This is a genomic window from Acidovorax soli, assembly GCF_900107605.1.
Classification (GTDB): domain Bacteria; phylum Pseudomonadota; class Gammaproteobacteria; order Burkholderiales; family Burkholderiaceae_C; genus Acidovorax; species Acidovorax soli.
The window spans coordinates 55,674-76,642 of the sequence record NZ_FNQJ01000004.1; the positions used below are offsets into that span (position 1 = coordinate 55,674).

Annotated in this window: 19 protein-coding genes; 5 read left to right on the plus strand and 14 right to left on the minus strand. The window is 68.6% G+C overall.

Annotated elements, in window-relative coordinates:
- Position 1 precedes the first annotated feature (1 nt).
- Genes BLW02_RS04870 through BLW02_RS04880 form a run of 3 tightly spaced genes read right to left on the minus strand, consistent with a single transcriptional unit; the run spans position 2 to position 2,774 of the window.
- Positions 2-1,039, minus strand: a complete 1,038-nt coding sequence (locus BLW02_RS04870; RefSeq protein ID WP_092697268.1) for a branched-chain amino acid ABC transporter permease — start codon at positions 1,037-1,039, stop codon at positions 2-4.
- A complete protein-coding gene (locus BLW02_RS04875) occupies positions 1,039-1,920 on the minus strand; it encodes a branched-chain amino acid ABC transporter permease (protein WP_092697269.1) in 882 nt (293 codons plus the stop codon). Before BLW02_RS04875 ends, BLW02_RS04870 begins: the two co-directional genes overlap by 1 nt.
- A complete protein-coding gene (locus tag BLW02_RS04880; protein ID WP_092697270.1) occupies positions 1,917-2,774 on the minus strand; it encodes an ABC transporter ATP-binding protein in 858 nt (285 codons plus the stop codon). Before BLW02_RS04880 ends, BLW02_RS04875 begins: the two co-directional genes overlap by 4 nt.
- A 127-nt stretch (positions 2,775-2,901) precedes the next feature.
- Here BLW02_RS04880 and BLW02_RS04885 point away from each other — a divergent pair, with 127 nt between their 5' ends.
- A complete protein-coding gene (locus BLW02_RS04885) occupies positions 2,902-3,639 on the plus strand; it encodes a TetR/AcrR family transcriptional regulator (protein WP_092697271.1) in 738 nt (245 codons plus the stop codon).
- A gap of 63 nt (positions 3,640-3,702) precedes the next feature.
- On the opposite strand, the gene cueR is transcribed toward BLW02_RS04885, so the two are convergent.
- Positions 3,703-4,158: a Cu(I)-responsive transcriptional regulator gene (gene cueR, locus BLW02_RS04890; RefSeq protein ID WP_092697272.1), complete on the minus strand. Its 456-nt coding sequence runs from the start codon at positions 4,156-4,158 to the stop codon at positions 3,703-3,705.
- Positions 4,155-4,352: a heavy-metal-associated domain-containing protein gene (locus BLW02_RS04895; RefSeq protein ID WP_026437668.1), complete on the minus strand. Its 198-nt coding sequence runs from the start codon at positions 4,350-4,352 to the stop codon at positions 4,155-4,157. Before BLW02_RS04895 ends, cueR begins: the two co-directional genes overlap by 4 nt.
- Positions 4,353-4,503: 151 nt before the next feature.
- Between BLW02_RS04895 and BLW02_RS04900 the strand changes: the two genes are divergently transcribed.
- Positions 4,504-6,732 (plus strand): heavy metal translocating P-type ATPase, encoded by a 2,229-nt coding sequence (locus BLW02_RS04900; RefSeq protein WP_092697273.1) that lies wholly within the window; start codon positions 4,504-4,506, stop codon positions 6,730-6,732.
- 61 nt (positions 6,733-6,793) lie between these two features.
- Here BLW02_RS04900 and BLW02_RS04905 read toward each other — a convergent pair whose 3' ends face one another.
- The 6 genes from BLW02_RS04905 to BLW02_RS04930 all read right to left on the minus strand — a co-directional run bounded on the left by BLW02_RS04905 (position 6,794) and on the right by BLW02_RS04930 (position 14,764).
- A complete protein-coding gene (locus BLW02_RS04905; protein WP_092697274.1) occupies positions 6,794-8,014 on the minus strand; it encodes a beta-ketoacyl-[acyl-carrier-protein] synthase family protein in 1,221 nt (406 codons plus the stop codon).
- Positions 8,011-8,247, minus strand: coding sequence for a phosphopantetheine-binding protein (locus BLW02_RS04910; protein ID WP_425285644.1), 237 nt, complete (start codon positions 8,245-8,247; stop codon positions 8,011-8,013). The genes BLW02_RS04905 and BLW02_RS04910 overlap by 4 nt, the downstream gene beginning before the upstream one ends.
- Positions 8,248-8,312: 65 nt before the next feature.
- Positions 8,313-9,146 (minus strand): alpha/beta hydrolase, encoded by an 834-nt coding sequence (locus BLW02_RS04915; protein WP_092697276.1) that lies wholly within the window; start codon positions 9,144-9,146, stop codon positions 8,313-8,315.
- Complete coding sequence (locus BLW02_RS04920) at positions 9,143-12,238, minus strand: efflux RND transporter permease subunit (RefSeq protein ID WP_092697277.1); 3,096 nt, start codon at positions 12,236-12,238, stop codon at positions 9,143-9,145. Before BLW02_RS04920 ends, BLW02_RS04915 begins: the two co-directional genes overlap by 4 nt.
- On the minus strand, positions 12,235-13,464 hold the full coding sequence (locus tag BLW02_RS04925; protein WP_092697278.1) for an efflux RND transporter periplasmic adaptor subunit: 1,230 nt from the start codon (positions 13,462-13,464) through the stop codon (positions 12,235-12,237). Before BLW02_RS04925 ends, BLW02_RS04920 begins: the two co-directional genes overlap by 4 nt.
- 25 nt (positions 13,465-13,489) lie before the next feature.
- Positions 13,490-14,764, minus strand: coding sequence for a TolC family protein (locus BLW02_RS04930; RefSeq protein ID WP_092697279.1), 1,275 nt, complete (start codon positions 14,762-14,764; stop codon positions 13,490-13,492).
- 91 nt (positions 14,765-14,855) lie between these two features.
- Here BLW02_RS04930 and BLW02_RS04935 point away from each other — a divergent pair, with 91 nt between their 5' ends.
- Positions 14,856-15,557: a response regulator gene (locus tag BLW02_RS04935; protein ID WP_092697280.1), complete on the plus strand. Its 702-nt coding sequence runs from the start codon at positions 14,856-14,858 to the stop codon at positions 15,555-15,557.
- The gene (locus tag BLW02_RS04940; RefSeq protein ID WP_092697281.1) at positions 15,554-16,984 is read left to right on the plus strand and encodes a sensor histidine kinase; all 1,431 of its coding nucleotides are present in this window, start codon (positions 15,554-15,556) and stop codon (positions 16,982-16,984) included. The genes BLW02_RS04935 and BLW02_RS04940 overlap by 4 nt, the downstream gene beginning before the upstream one ends.
- Positions 16,985-17,026: 42 nt before the next feature.
- On the opposite strand, the gene BLW02_RS04945 is transcribed toward BLW02_RS04940, so the two are convergent.
- Complete coding sequence (locus BLW02_RS04945; RefSeq protein WP_092697282.1) at positions 17,027-18,127, minus strand: alkene reductase; 1,101 nt, start codon at positions 18,125-18,127, stop codon at positions 17,027-17,029.
- Positions 18,128-18,392: 265 nt separating this feature from the next.
- On the opposite strand from BLW02_RS04945, the gene BLW02_RS04950 reads away from it, so the two are divergent.
- Positions 18,393-19,646: a YbfB/YjiJ family MFS transporter gene (locus BLW02_RS04950; RefSeq protein ID WP_092697402.1), complete on the plus strand. Its 1,254-nt coding sequence runs from the start codon at positions 18,393-18,395 to the stop codon at positions 19,644-19,646.
- A gap of 303 nt (positions 19,647-19,949) precedes the next feature.
- Here the strand turns inward: BLW02_RS04950 and BLW02_RS04955 are convergent, their stop codons facing one another.
- Together BLW02_RS04955 and BLW02_RS04960 are read right to left on the minus strand one after the other, a co-directional pair.
- Entirely contained in the window at positions 19,950-20,207 is a 258-nt protein-coding gene (locus BLW02_RS04955) for a YkgJ family cysteine cluster protein (protein ID WP_092697283.1), read from the minus strand.
- A 72-nt stretch (positions 20,208-20,279) separates the two neighbouring features.
- Entirely contained in the window at positions 20,280-20,873 is a 594-nt protein-coding gene (locus BLW02_RS04960; protein ID WP_092697284.1) for an NADPH-dependent FMN reductase, read from the minus strand.
- Positions 20,874-20,969: the final 96 nt, after the last annotated feature.

Genomic DNA, 20,969 nt, shown 5'->3' on the forward strand with positions numbered 1-20,969 from the left:
TTCAGTTGCGGAAGGGCCACAGGTGGAAGAAGCGGCGGACGCGCCGCCACACTTCGGCCAGGCCGTGCGGCTCGAACACCAGAAAACCGATGATCAGCAGACCGAAGATGATGGTGCGCACGGGCGAGAGGAACACCGTGTATTCGGTGCTGTTGGGCAGCAGGTCGAACACCAGCTTGAGCAGTTCGGGCACCATGGTCATGAACACCGCGCCGAGGATGCCGCCGAGGATGGAGCCCATGCCGCCGACGATGATGGCCGCGAGAAAGAAGATGGACATCAGCAGCGGAAAGCTCTCGGGCGTGACCACGCGGAAGAAGTAGGCCCACAGGCCGCCCGCCACGCCGGCATAGAACGACGACAGGCCGAACGACAGCAGCTTGTAGCGCAGCAGCGGAATGCCCAGCACCTCGGCCGAGATGTCGCGGTCGCGGATGGCGATGAAGGCGCGGCCGATGCGCGTGCGGAACAGGTTGGCCGCGCCCAGCAGCATGAGGATGGTGACGGGAACGATCAGCCAGTACAGGCGGAACGAGGTGTCCAGCGGCAGGCCGAACAGGCTGGCGGGCGGCACGCTCAGGCCGCCGGTGCCGCCGGTGAACTTCCAGTTGGCAAAGATGAAGTGCGCGATGAACGATGCCGCGATGGTGGCAATGGCCAGGTACAGCCCCTTGACGCGCAGCGACGGAATCCCCACCACCAGCCCGCCCAGCATGGCGACAAATCCGCCGGCCAGCAGGTTGAGCAGGAATGGTGTGCCCAGGCGCGTTTCCAGCACCGCAACCGTGTAGGCGCCCAGCCCCATGAAGGCCGCCTGGCCCAGGCTCACCAGCCCGGTGTGGCCCGTGAGGATGTTGAGCCCCGTGGCACTGGCCACATTGATGCTGACCAGGCAGGCGAGGTAGAGCCAGTAGTCGCTGGCCATGAAGGGGAACAGCACGAGCAGCGCGGCGGCCACGGCCAACCATGCCTTTTGCGTGCGCGAGTCGAACAGCGCGGCGTCGGCGACATAGGTTTCCTTGAGGGTTCCGATACGCATCAGAGTCTCTCTATCTCGTGGGTGCCGAACAGGCCGTAGGGGCGAACCATGAGGATGCCGACCAGCACGATGAAGGTGGCGAGCAGCTTGTATTCGCCGCCCAGGTAGGCACCGGCCAGGGCTTCGACCAGGCCGATGCACAGGCCGCCGACGAGCGCGCCCAGCACGCTGTCGAGCCCGCCGACGATGACGACGACCAGCACCGACAGGCCGAACACGCCCATGCTGGACGAGATGCCGCCGATCGAGCCGACGATGACCCCGGAGATGGCCGCCAGCATGGCCGACGCCACCCAGGCCAGCGAGAACACGCGCGGCACGTTGATGCCCACGGAATACGCCGCGGCCTGGTCGCTGGCCGTGGCGCGCAGCGCCACGCCGCCGCGCCAGAAGCGGAACACCAGCAGCACGGCGGCGATGAACAGCACCGCGATCACCGCGCCCCAGAACACCTTGGGTGCGAGGAAGGCATCGCCCACCATGATGGGCTGCGTGGGCATGAAGTCGGGCAGGCGGCGTTGGTCGGCGCTCCAGATCATTTCGACCAGGCCCACCAGCACCGAGCCCAGGCCCACCGTGACCATGAAGACCGAGATGGGCGGCTCACCCAGCAGCGGCCGGATCATGGTGCGCTCGATCAGCGCGCCCAGCAGGCCAGTGCCGAGCACGGCGGCCGGAATGGCCAGCCACAGCGGCAGCGCCATCATGGAGGCAAAGGTGAAGAACAGGTAGGCGCCCACCATCAGCAGCTCGCCGATGGCGATGTTGACCACGCGCGTAGCCTTGTAGACCATCACGAAGGCCAGCGCCGCCAGGGCGTAGAGGCCGCCGCTGGCAATGCCGGTGAGGCTGATCTCGAACAGATAGGCCCAATCCATCATGCGGCTCCTTGCGCGGTGGTGGCACCCGCCTGCAGCTTGCGGCGCAGGTCACCCACGTCGCCCGAGCCGAGGTAGGCGCGGTTGACCTCGGGGTCGGCCTGCACCACGGCGGGCGTGCCCTGCGCGATCACCTGGCCGAAGTTGAGCACCACCACGTGGTCGGACAGGTCCATCACCATGCCCATGTCGTGCTCCACCATCAGCACCGTCACGCCCCATTCGGCGCGCACGTCGAGGATGAAGCGCGCCATGTCTTCCGTCTCCTCGCGGTTCATGCCGGCCACGGGCTCGTCGAGCATCAGGATCTCGGGCTGCATGGCCAGGGCACGCGCCATTTCCACGCGCTTTTGCAGGCCGTAGGGCAGGGCCGCGACTGGCGCGTGGCGTATGTGGTCGATTTCGAGGAAGTCGATGATGCGCTCCTCGATGTCGCGGCGCAGCTCGGCCTCTTCGCGGCGTGCGCGGCCCATGTACAGCAGCGCGTCGAATACGTTGGTCTGGAGGTGCGCGTGGCGGCCGAGCTTGATGTTGTCGAGCACTGTCATGCCGCGGAACAGTGCGATGTTCTGGAAGCTCCGCCCCAGGCCCATGCGGGCGCGCTGCGGCGCGGGGATGCGCGTGATGTCCTGGCCCTTGAACCGGATGCTGCCTTGTGACGGCCGGTAGAAGCCCGAGATGGTGTTGAACAGCGAGGTCTTGCCGGCGCCGTTGGGGCCGATCACGGCGGTGATGGTGCCTGGCTGCACATCAAAGCCCACGCCCGACAGCGCCTTCACGCCACCAAAGGTGAGCGTGACGCCATCGACCTGCAGCAGGGGGGCGGTGGCAGGGCCACGGGGTTGGTTGGTCTCCATCGGGCTCTTATGCGGGTTTGTTCGCACCTGTAGATTTCTACTTTTACGTAAACTGTTTACTCACGAGTAGATTCTTGGGTCAGCCACCTTCCCCGGGCATCGGTAGTTTCCCGATGCGATAAGCACCATGAACCCAGCAACGGCCGCCAAGACCCCGAAGATCCCCAAGAAGACGGCATCGGCCGTGGCATCGCCCTGGGCTACCGCCCCCGATCGAGAGCAGCAGCGCGAGGCCAAGCGCCAGGCCGTGCTGCAGGCGGCCGCGCAGTTGTTCAACGAGCGCGGGTTTCACGCCACCTCGCTCGACGACATCGCCGCGCGGCTTCATGTGACCAAGCCCACGCTGTACTACTACGTGAAGAACAAGGACGAGATCCTGCTGCAGTGCGTGAGCCAGGGGCTGCAGATGACGCTGGAAGGCATCGAAGCCTCGCGCCAGGCCGGTGGCAACGCGGTGGACCAGCTGCGCGCCTGCATGCAGGTGTATGCCGACATCGTGATGCAGCCCTTTGGCATGTGCCTGATCCGTGTGGGTGACGAAGAGGTGCCCGAGCCCAGCCGCACGGAGCTGCGCCGCATGAAGTCCGAGATCGACCAGGCTTTCAGGCGTCTGGTGGCCCAAGGGGTGCAAGAGGGTTCGCTGCAGCCGTGCGACCCGAAGATGACGGCCTTTGTGATCGCCGGCGCCCTGAGCTGGATCGGCCGCTGGTACCAGCCCGGCGGCGAATACACGCCCGAGCAGGTGGTGCAGCAATGCATTGCCACGCTGTGCGAGGGGGTGCTGCGGCGACCCGAGCCGCTGACGGCCGTTCCCGCCAAGCGCGGGGCTGCTCCTGCCGTGGCGCGCAGGACAGCCATCAGGTGAGCTGTAGGCGCCGATTGCGGTAGGGGGCGGTTTTACGGACGTTTTCGTGAAAAGCGCAAAACGCTATCGATACAGTAATTTTTTGGGCAGCGCATCGGGTGATTCGGGCGCTGCCGCCAGGTCGTCCAATATCGGGCAATCGGGCCGGTCGTTGCCCTGGCAGCACGACACCAGGGTTTGCAGCGTGCGCTGCATGGCCTGCATGGCGGCGATGCGGGCGGCCAGATCGTCGATGTGGCCCTGGGCTATGCGCTTGACGCTGGCGCTGGCGCGTCCCTTGTCCTGCCACAGCGCCAGCAGTTCGCGGATTTCTTCCATGGCAAAGCCCAGCGTGCGGGCGCGCCCGATGAAGCGCAGCGCGTGCACGTCGGCTTCGGTGTATTGGCGGTAGCCGCTGTCGGTGCGGCCCACGGGGGGCAGCAGGCCCAGCGATTCGTAGTGGCGCACCATGCGCGCCGATACGCCGGCGCGCCGGGCGGCCTCGCCAATGGGCACGGGCCAGCTTGGGGTGGGGGTCATGCGGTGACCTGGTAGCCCTCTTCGGCAATGGCGGCGGCCAGGGCCTCGCGGGGCTGGGTGCTGTCGATATCGACGCGGTTTTGCGCGCGGTCGATGCGCACGGTGGCGGCGGGGTCGAGCTGCTGCACGGCCTGGGTGACGGCGCGTTCGCAGTGGCCGCAGGTCATGCCCTGGACTTGAAGGGTGTATTGCATGCGATTTCTCCGGTGAAAAAATGACGACACCGACATGGTGAACCTTGACATAGTGGCATAGTCAAGAACCGATGAAAGCACTGGTGGCGGCGCAGTTGTTCGCTGCACTGGCTTGACCTTGCCATCATGGCAAGGATTACGGTAACCCCTTATGAACACAACTGCCACCCCCCCCGAACTGCTGGACACCCTGGACCTGGGCATCGGCGGCATGACCTGTGCCAGCTGCGTGGGCCGTGTCGAGCGCGCGCTGCGCAAGGTGCCCGGCGTGCAGGATGCCACCGTGAACCTGGCCACCGAGTCGGCGCGCATCGTCTATGGGGTGCCGCCCGATGCGACAGGCCCGGCCATGGACGCCCTGCTGCGCCGCGCCGTGCGCAATGCGGGCTACGAGCCGCGCGCGGCGGGGCAGGACGATGCGCCCGAGGATCTGTCGCCCTGGGCCGGCTTTTTGCCGGTGGGCGTGGGCCTGCTGCTGTCGGCCCCGCTGGTGCTGCCCATGCTGGGCGATCTGTTCGGCCAGCACTGGATGCTGCCGGCCTGGGTGCAGTTTGCGCTGGCCACCCCGGTGCAGTTCATTCTGGGGGCGCGGTTCTACAAGGCGGGCTGGTATGCGCTGAAGGCGCTGACGGGCAATATGGATCTGTTGGTGGCCATTGGCACGTCGGCGGGCTGGGGCTTGTCGATGTGGCTGTGGCTGACGGCGCACGAGGGGCATGCGCCGCACCTGTACTTCGAGGCGTCTGCCGTGGTGGTCACGCTGGTGCTGCTGGGCAAGTGGCTGGAGGCGCGCGCCAAGCGCCAGACCACGGCGGCCATCCGCGCGCTGCACGCGCTGCGCCCCGATGTGGCCCACATGCTGGGGCGTGACGGCGAGGTGGATGTGCCGGTGGCCGAGGTGATGGCGGGCGACCGGCTGGTGGTGCGCCCGGGCGAGCGCATTCCGGTGGATGGCCGCATTCTGGAGGGCCACACCCAGGTGGACGAGTCCATGCTCACCGGCGAACCCCTGCCCGTGACGCGCGAGGTGGGCGCGCCGCTGACCGGCGGCGCCATCAATGGCGACGGCCGGGTGGTGATGCAGGTGTCGGCGGTGGGTGCCGAGACGGTGCTGTCGCGCATCATCCGCCTGGTCGAGGATGCGCAGGCCGCCAAGGCGCCCATCCAGCGCCTGGTCGATCAGGTGTCGGCGGTGTTCGTGCCGGTGGTGCTGGTGGTGGCGCTGGCCACGCTGCTCGTCTGGCTGTGGACGGGCACGGGTTTCGAGGCGGCAGTGATCCACGCCGTGGCCGTGCTGGTGATTGCCTGCCCCTGCGCGCTGGGACTGGCCACGCCGGCGGCCATCATGGCGGGCACTGGGGTGGCGGCGAAGCACGGCATTCTCATCAAGGACGCGCAGGCGCTGGAGCTGGCGCACAAGGTGGATGTGGTGGCCTTCGACAAGACCGGCACCCTCACCGTGGGCCGGCCCCGGCTGACCGCCTTCGAGGTGGCGCCGGGCCAGGACGAGGCGGCCGTGCTGGCGGCCGTGGCCAGCGTGCAAAGCGGCAGCGAGCACCCGCTGGCCCGGGCCGTGGTGGCGGCTGCGCAAGAGCGCGGCCTGCAGCCCGTGGCGCCCGACGGCGTGCGCGCCGCGCCGGGGCGCGGCACCGAGGGCGAGGTGCAGGCGCGCAGCTACCTGGTGGGCAGCCTGCGCTGGATGGCCGAACTGGGTGTGGGGCTGGGTGCGCTGGCGGTGCGGGCTGCCGAGTTGCAGAGCACGGGCGCCACGGTGTCGGCCCTGGCCGAGCGCACCACCGACGGGCTGGCCCTGCGCGCCATTCTGGCTTTTGGCGATGAGCCCAAGGCTGGCGCGCGCGAGGCGCTGGCGGCCCTGCGCGCCCTGGGCGTGCGCACGGTGATGGTTTCGGGCGACAACCGGGGCGCGGCCGAGGCCATGGCCCGGCGCCTGGGGCTGGACCCCGATGCGGGCGAGGTGATGGCCGAGGTGCTGCCGGGCGACAAGGCGGCCCGCGTGCAGGCGCTGCAGGCCGGGGGCCACACCGTGGCCATGGTGGGCGACGGCGTGAATGACGCGCCCGCCCTGGCCGCCGCCGATGTCGGCATGGCCATGGGCAACGGCACCGACGTGGCCATGCACGCCGCCGGCATCACGCTGATGCGCGGCGACCCGATGCTGGTGGCGGCGGCCCTGGACATCTCGCGCCGCACGGTGGCGAAAATCCGGCAGAACCTGTTCTGGGCCTTTGTCTACAACGTGGCCGGCATTCCGCTGGCGGCGCTGGGCTACCTGAACCCGGTGGTGGCGGGCGCGGCCATGGCGCTGAGTTCGGTGAGCGTGATGGCCAATGCGCTGTTGTTAAAACGCTGGCGAATGTAAGAATTTCCGGTCGCCCAGGCGGCGGTTCACCATCCGCTGAACGAATGGTGGGGCAATGGAATCAATGGTCGCGTCCAGCGATGAGCACGGCATTCGTGCCGCCGAAGGCGAACGAATTGGACAAGGCATAGCGCAGTTGCGGTGCGTCGCGTGCGGCGCCACGCACCAGATCCAGCCTGAAGGCCGGGTCGGCCCCTGATAGATGCGCCGTGGGCGGCAGGCAACGCCTCTCCAGGGCACGCAGCACGGCCACCATTTCCACCGCCCCGCCCGCGCCCAGCAAGTGGCCGTGGATGGCCTTGGTCGAGCTCACGGGCGTTGTGTTGCCGAACACCTCGGCCACGGACTGCGCTTCTGCGGCATCGCCCGCCAGGGTTGCCGTGCCATGGGCATTGATATAGCCAATGTCCGAAGGGGCCAGCCCCGCATCCTGCAGTGCGGCACGCATGGCGCGGGTCTGGCCTGCGGCCTGTGGCTGGGTGATGTGCATGGCGTCGCAGTTGGTGGCATAGCCGGCCAGGAAGAGTGGCGAGCGTGCGCCGCGCGCCTGCGCATGCGCTTCGGATTCCAGCACCAGCGCCGCCGCGCCTTCGCCCAGGGCGAAGCCCGCGCGGTCGGCAGAGAACGGACGACAGGCCGTGGCGGCATCGGCATCCTCGCGCAGCGGCGCAAGCACGCGCATGGCATGCCAGCTGGCCAGAACACCCGGGGTCAGCATGGCCTCGTGTCCCCCGGCGATGGCGATGTCGATCCAGCCGGCGCGCAGGGCCCGCAGCGCCTCGCCAATGGCCACGGCGGAAGAGGCGCAGGCACAGGCGTAGGTGAGCGATGCCCCCCGGGCGCCGTGGCGCAGTGCCAGTTCGGCTGCGGCGGCGTTGGGCATGGTAGTGAGCACCGTGGTGGGGCGCATTCGCCGGTGCTGGCCATAGAGCGCCTGGCAGGTGGCATCGAAGCTGGCCGAGCCGCCCATGCCGCTGCCCCAGAAGATCCCCAGCCTTTGCGGGTCTGTTGCCCCGAGGTCCGCGGCCTGCAGGGCCGACTGGGCCGCGGCCAGGGCCATGGCCGTGCCGCGGTCCACCGGCAGGTTGGAAGGTGCGCGTGCCGCGCTTTCGTCGAATGCGCATGGCGCCACGGGCAGCAGCATGGGGTCCAGACCGGGCAGGGTCAGTGCATGCGCCCGCACCGAGGAGTGTCCACGGAACAGGCGGTCATCGAACGGCGTCAGTTCGTTGCCCAGTGGCGTGACGATGCCGTAGCCCGCGATGCGTACCGGCCTGTTCATGCGCCGGTACCGGTGGCGGGTGCAGCCTGCAGCGCCTCGATCACGTCGCAGACATGCTGCAGGGTGATGCCGCCCTGGCGGGGGTCGAGCAGGTCTTCGGGGATGCGCAGGTGAAATGTGTCTTCGGCGTTGAAAACGAACTCCATGAGCGACAGGGAATCCAGTCCGATCTCTTCCAGGCAGATGCCGGGGCTCAGCCGGGCCGGGTCGACGTGGAATTTCTGCTCCAGCATGGAGCACAGGGTGGTGTAGGTATCGGTGTGCATGGTGATTGGCGTGGAAGCCACGGCAACGCTCTTCAGGGCGCGGTGGCAAGGGATGAAGGCGCCACCCGGTCCGGTCCGGGAGCGGCGTGGGGCTGCACCACGAATGCGGCGGTTTCGCTGGCGACCTGCTGGCGGTCGTTGTCGATGCAAACCATGTGGTAGCTGTTGTCCAGCACCAGGGTGCGCAGGCGGGATGCGCCCAGCCCCCGGGCAAGCAGGTCGAGGTTGGCCAGGCTGGCTACCTCGTCTTCGCGGGCATGGATGGCCAGCACACGCGGGCATTGCACCCGTCCCAGGTGGTTGCGCACATGCCGGATCAAGCGGTCGTGTTCGCGCAGGTGGCCTATGCCCAGTACGGCCGCGCCGGCGCACGAGATGCGGCGCTGCTGGAGCTCGCGTTCGATCCAGGCGCGCACGCGCTCGTTCTTCACGCCATAGGGCGGGCGTTCGCGGTAGCTCCACCAGCGGCCCAGCGGCGTGTACAGCGCCAGCGGCAGCAGCCACTGGGTGCGCGGAATGGCCCAGCCGTCGAAGCGCAGCGTGGTGGACATGAGCACCATGGCGTCTATCCGCGTGCCGCAGTGGATGGCCGCGCCCAATGCGAGCGATGCGCCGGCCGAGATGCCCACGAGCGCCACGCGCGCATGCGTGCGCCGCAGCGCGTCCACCTCGGCTTCGATGGCAGCGATCCATGTGTGCCAGGCGCTGGCCCGCTGCACAGGGGCCGTCGGGTCGAACGAGTACCCCGCAATGCGCAGCGCCACCACCGTGCACCCCGCCGAACGCAGCGCCGGATGCAGGGACATCAGTTCGTCGGGGGTGCTGCACAAGCCATGCAGCAGCAGCACGGCGGTGCCCTGCGTCATGTGATGGCTCCGGGTTCGCCGGTGGCGGGGGTCTGCCTGCGGGGCGCAAACCACGCCACATACAGCGCTGGCAGCACCACCAGGGTCAGCAGCGTGGCCGTCACCAGGCCGCCGATCACCACGATGGCCAAGGGGCGCTGCGTCTCGGCGCCGATCTCGTGCGACAGCGCCATGGGCAGCAGGCCCAGCATGGCCAGCAGCGCCGTCATGAGCACCGTGCGCAGGCGCTGCATGGAACCCTGGCGCACGGCCTCGACCACGCCCATGCCGCTGGCCTGCAGCTGCTGGTAAACCGACAGCATCACCACCCCGTTGAGCACGGCCTGCCCGGACAGCGCGATGAAGCCGATGGCTGCCGACACCGACAGAGGAATGCCGAACACCCACAGCGCGACAAAGCCGCCGACGAGTGCCAGTGGCACGTTGATGAGGATCAGAGAGGCCGTCTTGAACGACTTGAAGGCGTCGAACAGCAGCACGAAGATCAGCAGCAGCGAGATCGGCACCACGACCGACAGGCGCTTCATGGCGCGTTCCTGGTTCTCGAACTCGCCCGACCAGTTGAGCTGGTAGGTGTCGGGAATCTCCACGTTGCGCGCCACGCGCTCTTTCATGTCGGCCACTACGGAGCCCATGTCGCGGCCCTGGATGAAGATGCCGATGGCGGTGGTGCGCCGCCCGGCCTCGCGGGCGATGTTCATGGCGCCCATGCCCTCGCGGATGTTGGCCACGGCCGAGAGCGGCACGTAGCCGCCGTCGGAGGTGGCAATCGGCGTGCGTGGCAGGTTGGCGATGACGCGCTCGTCCTTGGGCAGGCGCACGGCCACGGCGAACTTGCGTTCGCCCTCCCACAGGCTGGTGGCGGCCTTGCCGGCGAGCGCCGCCTCGATCACGTCCTGCACGTCACCCACGTTCAGGCCGTAGCGCGCGGCGCGGTCGCGGTTGATTTCGATGAGCAGCTGCGGCACCTGGCCGTCGCGGTCGATCTCGGCACGCGCCACGCCCTGCACCTGCTTGATCTCGCGCGCTATTGAATCGGTGATGCGCTTCATCTCGGCAAGGTCATCGCCCGCGAGCTTGATCACGATCTGGCCCTTGATCTGCGAGATGGATTCGAGCACGTTGTCGCGGATGGGCTGGGAGAAGGCCGGGTCGATGCCGGGGATGCCAGAGAGTGCGCGGCTCATCTCCTCGGTGATCTTCTCGCGCGTCATACCGGCGCGCCATCGGTCCTCGGGCTTCACGTCCACGAAGATTTCGGCCATGGAGATGGTCTTGGGGTCGGTTCCGTCCTCGGGCTGGCCGGCCTTGGAGACCGTGGTGTTGACCTCGGGCACCGTGAGCAGCGCCTTGCGCGCCATGCGCAGGATGCGCGTGGCCTCCTCGCTCGATACCGTGGGGGAGAGCGCGAAGTTGACCCAGGTGGTGCCCTCGTTGAGTTCGGGCAGGAATTCCGAACCCAGGCGCGAGGCCACCACGCCCGACAGGCCAAAGGCGGCCAGGGCGATCACCACCACCTTGCGGCGGTGTATGAGGGCCCAGTCGAGGATGGGCGCGTAGATGCTCTTGGCCGTGTGCACCACGCGGTTGTCGCCATGCGGCAGGCGGCGCTTGAGCATCCAGTAGGCCAGGAGCGGCACCAGCGTGAGCGAGAAGATCAGCGAGCCCACGAGCGCCATGGTCACCGACAGCGCCATGGGCTGGAAGATGCGCCCCTCGTGGCGTTGCAGCGCGAAGATCGGGATATGCGCCGCGATGATGATGAGCATGGAGAACAGCGTGGGCCGGCCGACCTCGTTGGCGGCGTCGATGATGACGTCGCGCCGGTCGCGCTCGTCCATGTCCTCGCCGCGCTCGGCCAGGCGGTGCATGATGTTCTCGACCACGATCACCGCGCCGTCCACGATGATGCCGAAGTCCATGGCGCCCAGGCTCAGCAGGTTGGCCGGCACGCCCATGACCTTCAGGCCCATGAAGGTGGCGAGCAGCGACAGCGGGATCACCACCACCACGGCCAGGCTGGCGCGCAGGTTCGACAGGAAGATGTAGAGCACGAGCGACACGAGCAGCGCGCCTTCCACGAGGTTGCGGAACACCGTGGTCAGCGTCTTGTCCATGAGCCAGGTGCGGTCGTAGAAGGGCACGATCTGCACGCCCGGCGGCAGGCCGCGCGCATTGAGCGCCGCGATCTTGTCCTTCACGCCCTTGAGCACCACGCTGGGGTTCTCGCCCTTGCGCATGATGACGATGCCGGTGACCACGTCGTCGTCCAGATCCTGGCCCACCACGCCCAGGCGCGGCACGGCGCCGGTCTTCACCTCGGCGATGTCGCGGATCAGGATGGGCGTGCCGCCATGCGCGGCCACGACGATGCGGCCGATGTCGTCGGCCGACTGCAGCAGGCCGATGCCGCGGATGGTGTACTGCTGCGCGCCCTGGGCCACGTAGCTGCCACCGGCGTTGGCGTTGCCGCGCCCCAGTGCATCGAGCAGGTTCTGGAAGGTGACCTTGTAGGCGCGCAGCTTGTCGAGGTCGGGCTGCACCTCGTACTGCTTGATGGCGCCGCCCATGGCCACCACGTCGGCCACGCCGGGCACCTGGCGCAGCGCGCGCTCCACGGTCCAGTCCTCGATGGTGCGGATTTCGGTGGTAGAGAGGCCGTCACCCTTGAGGCGGTAGCGCATGATCTCGCCCACGGGTGTGGCGTTGGGAGCGATATTGGCCTGCACGCCGGGCGGCAGGTCCACACTGGAGAGGCGCTCGGCGATCTGCTGGCGCACGATGTTGACGTTGGCCGCGTCGTCGTAGGTGACCACGCTGAACGACAGGCCGAACTGTGTGTGCGAGAACACGCGGATCGAGTTGGGCAGGCCCGCCAGTGCCACCTCGATGGGCAGCGTCACCTGCTTTTCCACCTCTTCGGGCGCACGGCCAGGGTACAGCGCGATCACCGTGACCTGGGTGTCGGTCACGTCGGGGAAGGCCTCGACGGACAGGCTCTTGAACGCAAAGAAGCCGGCTGCAGCGAACAGCAGCGTGCCCAGGACGATGAACAGCGGCTGGTGCAGGGCGTATTGGATCAGGCGCTTCATTGGTGCGCGTCCTTCTTCATGGCCGCTTCTTCCTGGGCGGATTGGAACTGCCGCGCCAGCAGCAGCACGTTCTGCGTGACGATTTTTTCACCCGCGGCCAGGCCAGTGGCCACCACCACGTCGCGCGGGCCTTCGTGGCCCAGCGTGACGGTGCGCGGCTCGAACACGCCGGGCTCGCGCTGCACGAAGACGGTGTGGACCTTGCCATTGAGCGTCACGGCCTCGGCCGGCACCACGACTCCGCTGCGGCGGCTCTCGCTCACATGCGCGGTGGCCAGCATTTCGGCCTTGAGGCGGCGGTCGGCGTTGGGCACCATGCCGCGCACCTTCAGTGTGCGTGTGGTGGGGTCGATGGCGTCGGCCGTGGCCATCACGCGGCCCGTGAAGGTCTCGCCCGGGTAGGCGGGCACTTGCAGTGTGAAACCGTCTCCGGGGCGCAGCGAGGCGAGGTCGCCTTCGCGCGCATCGATCTGCACCCACAGCGAGGAGGGATCGGTCACCACGAACAGCGCGGGCGTGCCGGGGCCCGACTGGTCGGGTCGCAGTTCCTGGCCGGGGTTGAGGTTGCGCTCGACCACCACGCCGCCCATGTTGGCCGAGATGGCGAGCTGCTGGTTCACGGTGGTACCGCCGCCATACAGGCTGGTGCGGGCGGCGGCTCGGGCCACCTCGGCCTGGGCGCGCGCGGCGTCGGCCTCGGTCTGTTCCAGGTCCTTGCGGGCCACGATGCCGGCCTCGAACAGCTCGCGCTGGCGGCGCAGTGCCTGCTGTGCGAGCACCTGGTCGGCATGGGCCTTGGCGGTGTCGGCCTGGGCCTGGCCAAAATCGGGCGAGGCCAGCAGGGCCAGCGGGCTACCCGCTTTCACTGTCTGGCCCAGGTCGGCACGGATGGCCGCCACGCGGCCCGCGAACGGCGGGTAGATGCGCTGGGTGCGCTCTTCGTTCCAGACCAGCTTGGCAGGCAGGTCGATGACGATCTCCTTGGCAGGCTGGGCGTCGCTCACCCGCAGCAGGGCAAGCTGCGGATGGTCGGCTGGAAAGCGCAGCTGCGCTCCCTGCACGACGGGAGGTGCGGCTTCGGCGGGGGCTGCTGCGGGGGCGGTGGCTTCGCCGCAGCCGGCCAGCAAGGCGCTGCATCCCAGGGCCAGGGCGAGCAGGCTGCGGGTGGCGATGGAGCGCGAGGAGGCGTTGCGCACGCGCAGGTGGAAGGTGAAAGAGTGCACCATGGGTGGGTCCAGGCAAAGAGAAAGATCAGGGGGCCGCAGACAGCATCTGTGGCTGCGTGCGCAACTGCCAGGCGCCGAGGGCCTTGGCGTGTTCGAGGCGGGCGGAGAGCGCTTCCAGCGCGGTGGCGCGCAGGGTTCGGCGGGCGTCGAGCAGGTCGGTGAGCGAGGTGGCGCCCTTGGCGTAGGCGAGTTCGGCGCTTTGCGCCACCTGGCGTGCGCGCGGCAGGATGCCGTTGTCGAAACTGGCGCTGCGCTGCGCGGTACCAGCCGCGGCTTGCTGCAGGTGTTGCAGGTCGAGCTGGGCCAGGCGGCGGGTCTTTTCGAGGGTGTCCTGGGCCTGGGTGTATTCGGCCTGGGCGCGGCCGATCTCGCCTTCGTAGCGGTAGCCCCACTGAAGCGGCACCGAGACGCGCAGTTCTACCAGGCGGTTCGACGTGCCCGGGAAGTGGTCGTACGAGGCGCCGACCGTCCAGTCGGCCTTGCGCAGGGCACTGGCGTGGTCCAGCGCGGCCTGGGCCGCCTGGACGCGGGCCGTGGCCGCGCGCACGTCGGCACGCGCTTCGACCCAGGCGGCCAGGTCACCGCCCGGACCGTTGGGGTCTGACAGCGTGGGCCAGTCGGCCTCCGAGGCCTCCAGTCCGACGCCACGGCCGATCACCTGGGCCAGTGCCAGGGCGGCGTTTTCCTTGTCGAGCAGCGCTGTCTGCGTGTCGGCGCGGGCGCGTTCTGCCTCGATGCTGGTGCGTGCGGCATCCTGCACCGACAGGTCGCCGGCCTGCACGCGCCGCTGGGCCAGGCGTGCCAGTTCCTTGGCACTGCGCTCCATCTCGGCGGTCTCCCGCGCACGCTGCTGGGCGGCCAGCAGGTCGTAATAGGCGGCCAGCGCGGCCTGCAGCTGCTGGACCTGCACCTCGTTCACATCGGCCTGGGCCGCATCGGCGTTGCGCTGGGCGGCCAGCGTGCGCAACGCCCGCTTGTTGCCGCGCTCCCAGGTCCAGTCGATGCCGATGGATTTGTCGATGCGCTTGCGCGTCAGCAGGTTGCCGCCGCCGATGCCGTTCTGCAGGTCGATGGAGGCGGTCTTGGCGCTCAGTACGGGGGCGGGCGCATGGTCGGCGCTCAGGATGTCGGAGCGGGCTGCGGCCAGCGCGTGGCGTGCCAGCGCCACATCGCTGTTGTCGCGTGCCGCCGCCAGCGTCTGTGCCAGCGTGAGGGCGGCGGGGGCGGGCGTGCTTTGCTGGGCCCAGCCGGCCAGGGGGCTGACCAGCGCGGCGATGAAGATCAACTGTCGTATGCTCATCCTCCGTTTATCGTTGCGCCTGCCTGACCGCCGCCTGACCTGGGCCCTGCGTAAAAATGCGTATCCCCATTACCCGAGTGCCCCCGCGCCCATGCGAATCCTGGTTGTAGAAGACGATGCCGTGCTGCGTGGCGTGATGCTGCGCAGCCTCACCGATGCAGGGCACCGGGTGGATGCCGCCGCCAGCGTGGCCGAGGCCCAGCACTTCTGGCGGGTACAAACCTTCGATGCCGTGCTGCTGGATCTGACCTTGCCGCTGGACGCTGTACCGGACAGCCTGATGGGCAGCGGCCTCACGGCGCTGCGCATGGCGCGTGCGCGCGGCGACCGCACGCCGGTCCTGGTGTTGACGGCCCGCGACCGTACCGATGAGCGCATCGCCGGGCTCGATGCGGGGGCCGACGACTACCTGGGTAAGCCGTTCGATCTGGCCGAAGTGGAGGCCCGGCTGCGTGCCCTGGTGCGGCGCACCCAGGGCACCGGCGATCGCACGGTGGCGGGCGCACTGGTGCTGGACCGGCGCGCCCGCCGCTTCACGCTGCATGGCACGCTGCTGGAGTTGCCGGCGCGTGAGTTCGAGGTGCTGTGGGAGCTGATGACGCCGCCGGGCCATGTGGTCAGCAAGCGCAAGCTGTCCGACAAGCTGTCCAGCTTTGATGATTCCCTGGGGGACAATGCGCTCGAGGCCTTTATCTCGCGCCTGCGCAAGAAACTGGCCGGCAGCGCCGTCAGCATCCGCACCTTGCGCGGGCTGGGCTACATGCTGGAAGCAGACCCGTTGACCACGCCATGAGCCGGCCTGCCGATCCACTCCGGCCTTTGGCCCCTCTGGACCCGTTGCCCGTGCCGCCCGCACCCTCGTTGCGCGCGCGACTGCTGCGCCACGTGCTGCTGCCGCTGGGCCTGACCTGGCTGGCTGGCACGGTGGCATCGGTGCTGGTGGCCAACAGTTTCACGCAGCGGGCGTTCGACCGCTCCTTGCTCGACGATGCGTATGCCGTGGCCACCAATGTGCGGGTGGTGGACGATCAACTCGATTTCACGTTGTCGGTGCGCGAGATCAAGGCGGTGCTGTTCGACCAGGCGGAGACGGTGTACTTTGCGGTGTTGCGCCCTGACGGCTCGGTGCTGGCGGGTTGGCCCGATCTGCCGGTGTCGCCCCCGCGCGGAGACGACGTCTATCGCTTTTCCGACATCCAATACCACGGCCGCTCGCTGCGCGCCGTGCGCCTGCAGCTGACCACGCCACAACCCTTCGAGGTGGTGACGGCCCAGACCGTGCTGGGACGCAGCGCCATGCTGCGCAGCGTGCTCCTGTATTCGGTGGTTTCGCAGCTGCTGCTGTTGCTGGTGCTGGCCGTGTGGCTGCGTCGGGCCATTCAGCGCGACCTGCAGCCCCTGGCGGACTTTCAGCATGCGCTGGACCGGCGCGATGTGCGCGACCTGGCGTCCGTGCCCGTGGATGCCTCCACACGTGATGTGCAGCGCCTGGGCGCCTCGGTGAACGACCTGCTCGACCGCGTGGCCCAGGGCGTGCAGGCGCAGCGGGAATTTGCCGGCAACGTGGCGCACGAGCTGCGCACGCCGCTGGCGGGCATCCGCGCCCTGGCCAGTTACGGCCTGGCGCAGAAGGATCCCGCCGTCTGGCGGGAGCAGCTGGCGGGCATCGTGGACAGCCAGGCGCGCGCCAGCCACCTGGTGGACCAGTTGCTGGCCCTGGCCCTGGCCGATGAGGCGCGCCACGCCATCCCGCGCGGGGCGGTGGCGCTCCATGAACTGGTGCGCAACGCGGTCCTGCATTTCCTGCCCCGGGCCGATGCGGCCGGCGTGGACCTGGGCGCGGTCGGCCTGGACGAGCCGGTGACGGTGCAAGGGCAGGCGGTGCTGATCGAAGGGGTGCTCAACAACCTCATTGACAACGCGCTGCGCTATGGCAAGCCCGCCGCAGGCGGCGTGCCGCGTGTGACCGTGGCGTTGTCGCATGAGGGCGCCAGGGTGGTGCTGTCCGTGACCGACAACGGGCCCGGCCTGCCGGCCCGGCACCAGGAAGTGCACCAGCGCTGGGTGCAGGGCCAGGAGGGCAAGCGCCTGGGACAGGGTGCCGGTCTGGGCCTGGCCATTGTGGCGCGCTACGCCGAGCTGCTGGGCGCGCACCACGAATTCGTGCCCGGCCCAGGGGGCGTGGGCCTGTGCGCACGGCTGGTGCTGTCGGCCGCCTGAACCGGGCGGCTGCGGACGAAGCCGGTCCCGGTCCCGAAAACTTCAGTAGAGGGTGGGGTAATCGGTGTAGCCGGCGGCACCGCCACCATAGAAGGTGGTGCTGTCGGGTGCGTTCAGGGGTGCGTTCTTTTCCAGCCGGGCCACCAGGTCGGGGTTGGCAATGAAAGGTCGGCCAAAGGCCACGATGTCTGCGCCGGCGGCCACGGCGGCTTCGGCCAGGGGGCGGTCGTAGGCATTGTTCACCATCCAGGCCCCCTTGCCGCCGGCCTTGCGGTACACGGCCTTGAGGGCGGCATAGTCAAAGGGACGGTCGGGCAGTTCACGGGGGCCGCCGGTGGCCCCTTCGACGATGTGCACATAGGCCAGCCCCAGCGGCGCGAGCTGGGCCAGCAGGTAGTCGAACAGCTGCTGGGGGTTGTCGTCCACGATGTCGTTGGCGGGAGTGACGGGCGACAGGCGGATGCCGGTGCGGCCGCCGCCGATTTCATCGACGATGGCGCGCACCACTTCCAGCGTGAGCCGGGCGCGGTTCCTGATGCTGCCGCCATAGTCGTCGGTACGCCGGTTGGCGCCGGTCTTCAGGAACTGGTCGAGCAGGTAACCGTTGGCGCCGTGGATCTCCACGCCATCAAAGCCGCAGGCGATGGCGTTGCGTGCAGCATGGCGATAGTCCTGCACGATGCCGGGCAGCTCGCTCAGGTCGAGCGCGCGGGGCATGGAGGTGTCGGTGTAGGTGGGCACGCCGTCCTTGATCAGCACGGTCTTGGCCTTGGCGCGAATGGCCGAGGGCGCCACCGGGGCCGCGTTGCCGGGCTGCAGGTCGGTGTGCGAGATGCGGCCCACATGCCACAGCTGCACCACGATCTTGCCGTCGGCCGCATGCACGGCGCTGGTCACGCGCTTCCAGCCGTCAAGTTGCTCGGTGCCATACAGGCCGGGCACGTCGGCATAGCCCTGGCCCTGGGGGCTGATGGCGGTGGCCTCGGTGATCAGCAGGCCGGCGCTGGCGCGCTGCGTGTAGTAGGTGGCCATGAGCGGCGTGGGAATGGCGTCGGGTGCGCGGTTGCGCGTGAGCGGCGCCATGGCGATGCGGTTGGCCAGTTGCAGGTCACCGGCCTGGACGGGTTCGAACAAGGAGGGCATGAAAAGCTTTCGTCGCAATGGGAAGAGGGGATTTGCATGGGAGCAAGTTCACGCTCAAGGGTACTGCAGTGCCGCACTTGCTGCAGTATGCGGCGGGCAGCACGGTAAAGCCATTGTGTGCTATCTGCGCTACCGCAAAAGAATCTGGTTTTTCTAAAATAATAGCTTCATGTGCTTTGTACGTAATGGTTTGAGACTGTTTTGATTGGTATTTGATATGGGGCACCGACAGGCCGCAGCCGTGCCCGCAGGCACAATCAGTGCCATGGAGACAAACCATATAAGAAGCCTGCAAGGCTTGCGCGCCCATCCGGTGGGCGTGGTGCTGGCGCTGTCGCTGGGTGCGGCCGTTTCGCTGGGTATCACGCGCTTTGCCTATGCCTTGCTGCTGCCCGTGATGCGCGAGGACTTGGGCTGGACCTACACCCTGGCCGGGGCCATGAACACTTTCAATGCGCTGGGTTATCTGCTGGGTGCTCTGGTCGCACCCGCGCTGCTGCGGCGCCTGGCGCCCGGTACCTTGCTGCTGTGGGGTGCGGTGCTGGCCACGCTGTTCATGGCCTTGAGCGGCTTCTTTGTCGAGGCCGCCCCGCTGCTGCTGCAGCGTCTGCTGGCGGGCGTGGCCAGTGCCGTGATCTTTATTGCCGGCGGGCTGATGGCGGCGCGCCTGGGCGCCCTGGACGTGGGCCGCAGTGGCCTGCTGCTGGGCCTGTATTACGGTGGCGTGGGCTGGGGCATCAGCGCCTCGGCCTTGCTGGTGCCGTCCGTGCTGGCATCGGCCCCGGCGCTGCACGGCTGGACCTGGGCCTGGTGGGCGCTGGCAGCCGTGTGTGCGCTGGCCACCGTGGTGCTGGTGTGGCCCGTGCGTGCGCTGCGCGTGCTGACGGCGCCGGCACCTGCGCCCGCCACTGTGGCAGGCATGGGTGTGGGTGCAAAGGCGGTTGCTGGCCCGGCTGCGCCGCCTGCGCCCGTGCCCTTGCGCGCACTGGCACCGGCCCTGCTGGGTTACACCCTGTTTGGCGTGGGCTATATCGGCTACATGACCTTTGTGGTGGCGCTGCTGCGCGAGCAGGGCATGGCCAGCGGCACCGTGACGCTGTTTTATGCCCTGCTGGGGCTGGCGGTGGTGTTGTCGTCGCGTGTCTGGGCGGGTTTGCTGGACCGCAGCCGCGGCGGGCAGGCGCTGGCCCTCCTCAACGGCCTGCTGGGCGCGGCCACGCTGCTGCCGGCGCTGACCTCGGCCTGGCCCGTGGTGATGGCATCGGGCCTGTTGTTTGGCGGGGTCTTCCTGGCCGTGGTGGCCTCTACTACGGCGCTGGTGCGCCACAACCTGCCGCCGGCGCAGTGGGCCGGTGGCATCAGTGCGTTCACCGTCGTGTTTGCTGTCGGGCAGATCGTGGGGCCTACGGTGGTGGGCTGGATTGCCGACGGCCCCGGTGGACTGGCGCGTGGCCTCGTGTATTCGGCTGTTGCGTTGTGGCTTGGGGCGCTGGTGGCGGCGCGCCAGCGGCCGTTGTAGCTGCGTCTTGCATTTCAGCTGGCCATGGTGCTGCGCGTTCAGCGCGTAGCCTGAAACGGGGGCGTCCCAATCCAGCGGCTGCCGTGCAAGCGCTGCCTCCTCTAGGGGAAAGGTGCGAAGTGCCACCGGACCGGGGTGTTTCACTTCAACAGACCTTCGACCTTCATGGCTGCCTGCACGGCAGGGCGTCCCGCCACGCGCTCGCGGCAGGCGGCCAGGTGGGTCACAGCGGCTTCGTGCAGGGCGATGTGGGGAGAAAGGGAGCAGGCACCGGGCCTCTGGGCAGGTGCTGGCGCCCGCTTTTCACGCGGGACGGGTCTGCTCTTCCAGGCGTGCCAGGTAGCGCATGGCGTATTCCCGGTTGGAGCCGCACATTTCGGTCGAGGGCATGAGCCCGCTGCACACGGCGGGGCGCCCGGGTTGTCCGAAGATCCGGCAGCGGGCGTCGTCGCCCAGCTGGATGCAGGGCACACCCGCGGGTTTGCCTTGCGGCATGCCCGGAATGGGCGAGCTGATGGAGGGGGCGGTGCAGCAGGCGCCGCAGCCGGGGCGGCAATCCATGGATGGGTTACTCCTGTGGTGAGTGCTGCCTGTGCCTGCCATCGGGCATAGGCGCTATTTTTGCTGCAATGCTCAGGCCGCTGTGGGGTGCAGCCGCTCGGCCGCCCACAGCACCTGATCGACCACGGTGCGCACGCGGTCGCGGTGGGCCGGGTCCACCAGTGCACCCTGGTCGTCGAAGGCGCTGCCCGCCTGGCCCAGTGCAAAGGCCTGGGGTGCCAGCCAGCATTCCAGGTTGGTGAGCAGGGGTGCCAGGTGGCTTTGCGAGCGCAGGCCGCCCAGAGCACCCGGCGAGGCGCTGAGCATGCCCACTACCTTGCCCCGGAACGGCCGGGTGCCATCCTGCCAGTCAGGGTGACCTTTGACGGGGCTGGATGCCCAGTCGATGGTGTTCTTGAGCAGGGCGGTGTAGCTGCCGTTGTATTCGGGCGAGCAGATGATCCAGCCCGGGTGCTCCCACAGGATCTGCTTGAGGCGCAGCACATCGGCGGGCGTGCCCTGGGCTTCGAGGTCGGCGTTGTACAGCGGGATGTCAAAGTCGGAAAGCTCCAGCAGCGTGACCTGGGCGCCGGCATCACGCGCGATGGTGGCGGTGATCTGGGCCAGTTGGCGGTTGAAGGATTGCTGGCGGGTGCTGCCCGCGAAAACGAGGAGTTGTTGGTGCATGACGGGGATTGGAGCACAGGCCCCGGGCAGGATTCCTGCAGGCCTGTTTCACGTGAAACAGCGCCCGTGGCTGACCCGTCCCGCGACGTGGTGAAC

Excerpts from the sequence above, each read along its gene's own strand:
- BLW02_RS04870 (WP_092697268.1), bottom strand. The coding sequence starts at position 1,039 with ATGCGTATCGGAACCCTCAAGGAAACCTATGTCGCCGACGCCGCGCTG.
- BLW02_RS04875 (WP_092697269.1), bottom strand. The coding sequence starts at position 1,920 with ATGATGGATTGGGCCTATCTGTTCGAGATCAGCCTCACCGGCATTGCC.
- BLW02_RS04880 (WP_092697270.1), bottom strand. The coding sequence starts at position 2,774 with ATGGAGACCAACCAACCCCGTGGCCCTGCCACCGCCCCCCTGCTGCAG.
- BLW02_RS04885 (WP_092697271.1), top strand. The coding sequence starts at position 2,902 with ATGAACCCAGCAACGGCCGCCAAGACCCCGAAGATCCCCAAGAAGACG.
- cueR (WP_092697272.1), bottom strand. The coding sequence starts at position 4,158 with ATGACCCCCACCCCAAGCTGGCCCGTGCCCATTGGCGAGGCCGCCCGG.
- BLW02_RS04895 (WP_026437668.1), bottom strand. The coding sequence starts at position 4,352 with ATGCAATACACCCTTCAAGTCCAGGGCATGACCTGCGGCCACTGCGAA.
- BLW02_RS04900 (WP_092697273.1), top strand. The coding sequence starts at position 4,504 with ATGAACACAACTGCCACCCCCCCCGAACTGCTGGACACCCTGGACCTG.
- BLW02_RS04905 (WP_092697274.1), bottom strand. The coding sequence starts at position 8,014 with ATGAACAGGCCGGTACGCATCGCGGGCTACGGCATCGTCACGCCACTG.
- BLW02_RS04910 (WP_425285644.1), bottom strand. The coding sequence starts at position 8,247 with ATGCTGGAGCAGAAATTCCACGTCGACCCGGCCCGGCTGAGCCCCGGC.
- BLW02_RS04915 (WP_092697276.1), bottom strand. The coding sequence starts at position 9,146 with ATGACGCAGGGCACCGCCGTGCTGCTGCTGCATGGCTTGTGCAGCACC.
- BLW02_RS04920 (WP_092697277.1), bottom strand. The coding sequence starts at position 12,238 with ATGAAGCGCCTGATCCAATACGCCCTGCACCAGCCGCTGTTCATCGTC.
- BLW02_RS04925 (WP_092697278.1), bottom strand. The coding sequence starts at position 13,464 with ATGGTGCACTCTTTCACCTTCCACCTGCGCGTGCGCAACGCCTCCTCG.
- BLW02_RS04930 (WP_092697279.1), bottom strand. The coding sequence starts at position 14,764 with ATGAGCATACGACAGTTGATCTTCATCGCCGCGCTGGTCAGCCCCCTG.
- BLW02_RS04935 (WP_092697280.1), top strand. The coding sequence starts at position 14,856 with ATGCGAATCCTGGTTGTAGAAGACGATGCCGTGCTGCGTGGCGTGATG.
- BLW02_RS04940 (WP_092697281.1), top strand. The coding sequence starts at position 15,554 with ATGAGCCGGCCTGCCGATCCACTCCGGCCTTTGGCCCCTCTGGACCCG.
- BLW02_RS04945 (WP_092697282.1), bottom strand. The coding sequence starts at position 18,127 with ATGCCCTCCTTGTTCGAACCCGTCCAGGCCGGTGACCTGCAACTGGCC.
- BLW02_RS04950 (WP_092697402.1), top strand. The coding sequence starts at position 18,393 with ATGGAGACAAACCATATAAGAAGCCTGCAAGGCTTGCGCGCCCATCCG.
- BLW02_RS04955 (WP_092697283.1), bottom strand. The coding sequence starts at position 20,207 with ATGGATTGCCGCCCCGGCTGCGGCGCCTGCTGCACCGCCCCCTCCATC.
- BLW02_RS04960 (WP_092697284.1), bottom strand. The coding sequence starts at position 20,873 with ATGCACCAACAACTCCTCGTTTTCGCGGGCAGCACCCGCCAGCAATCC.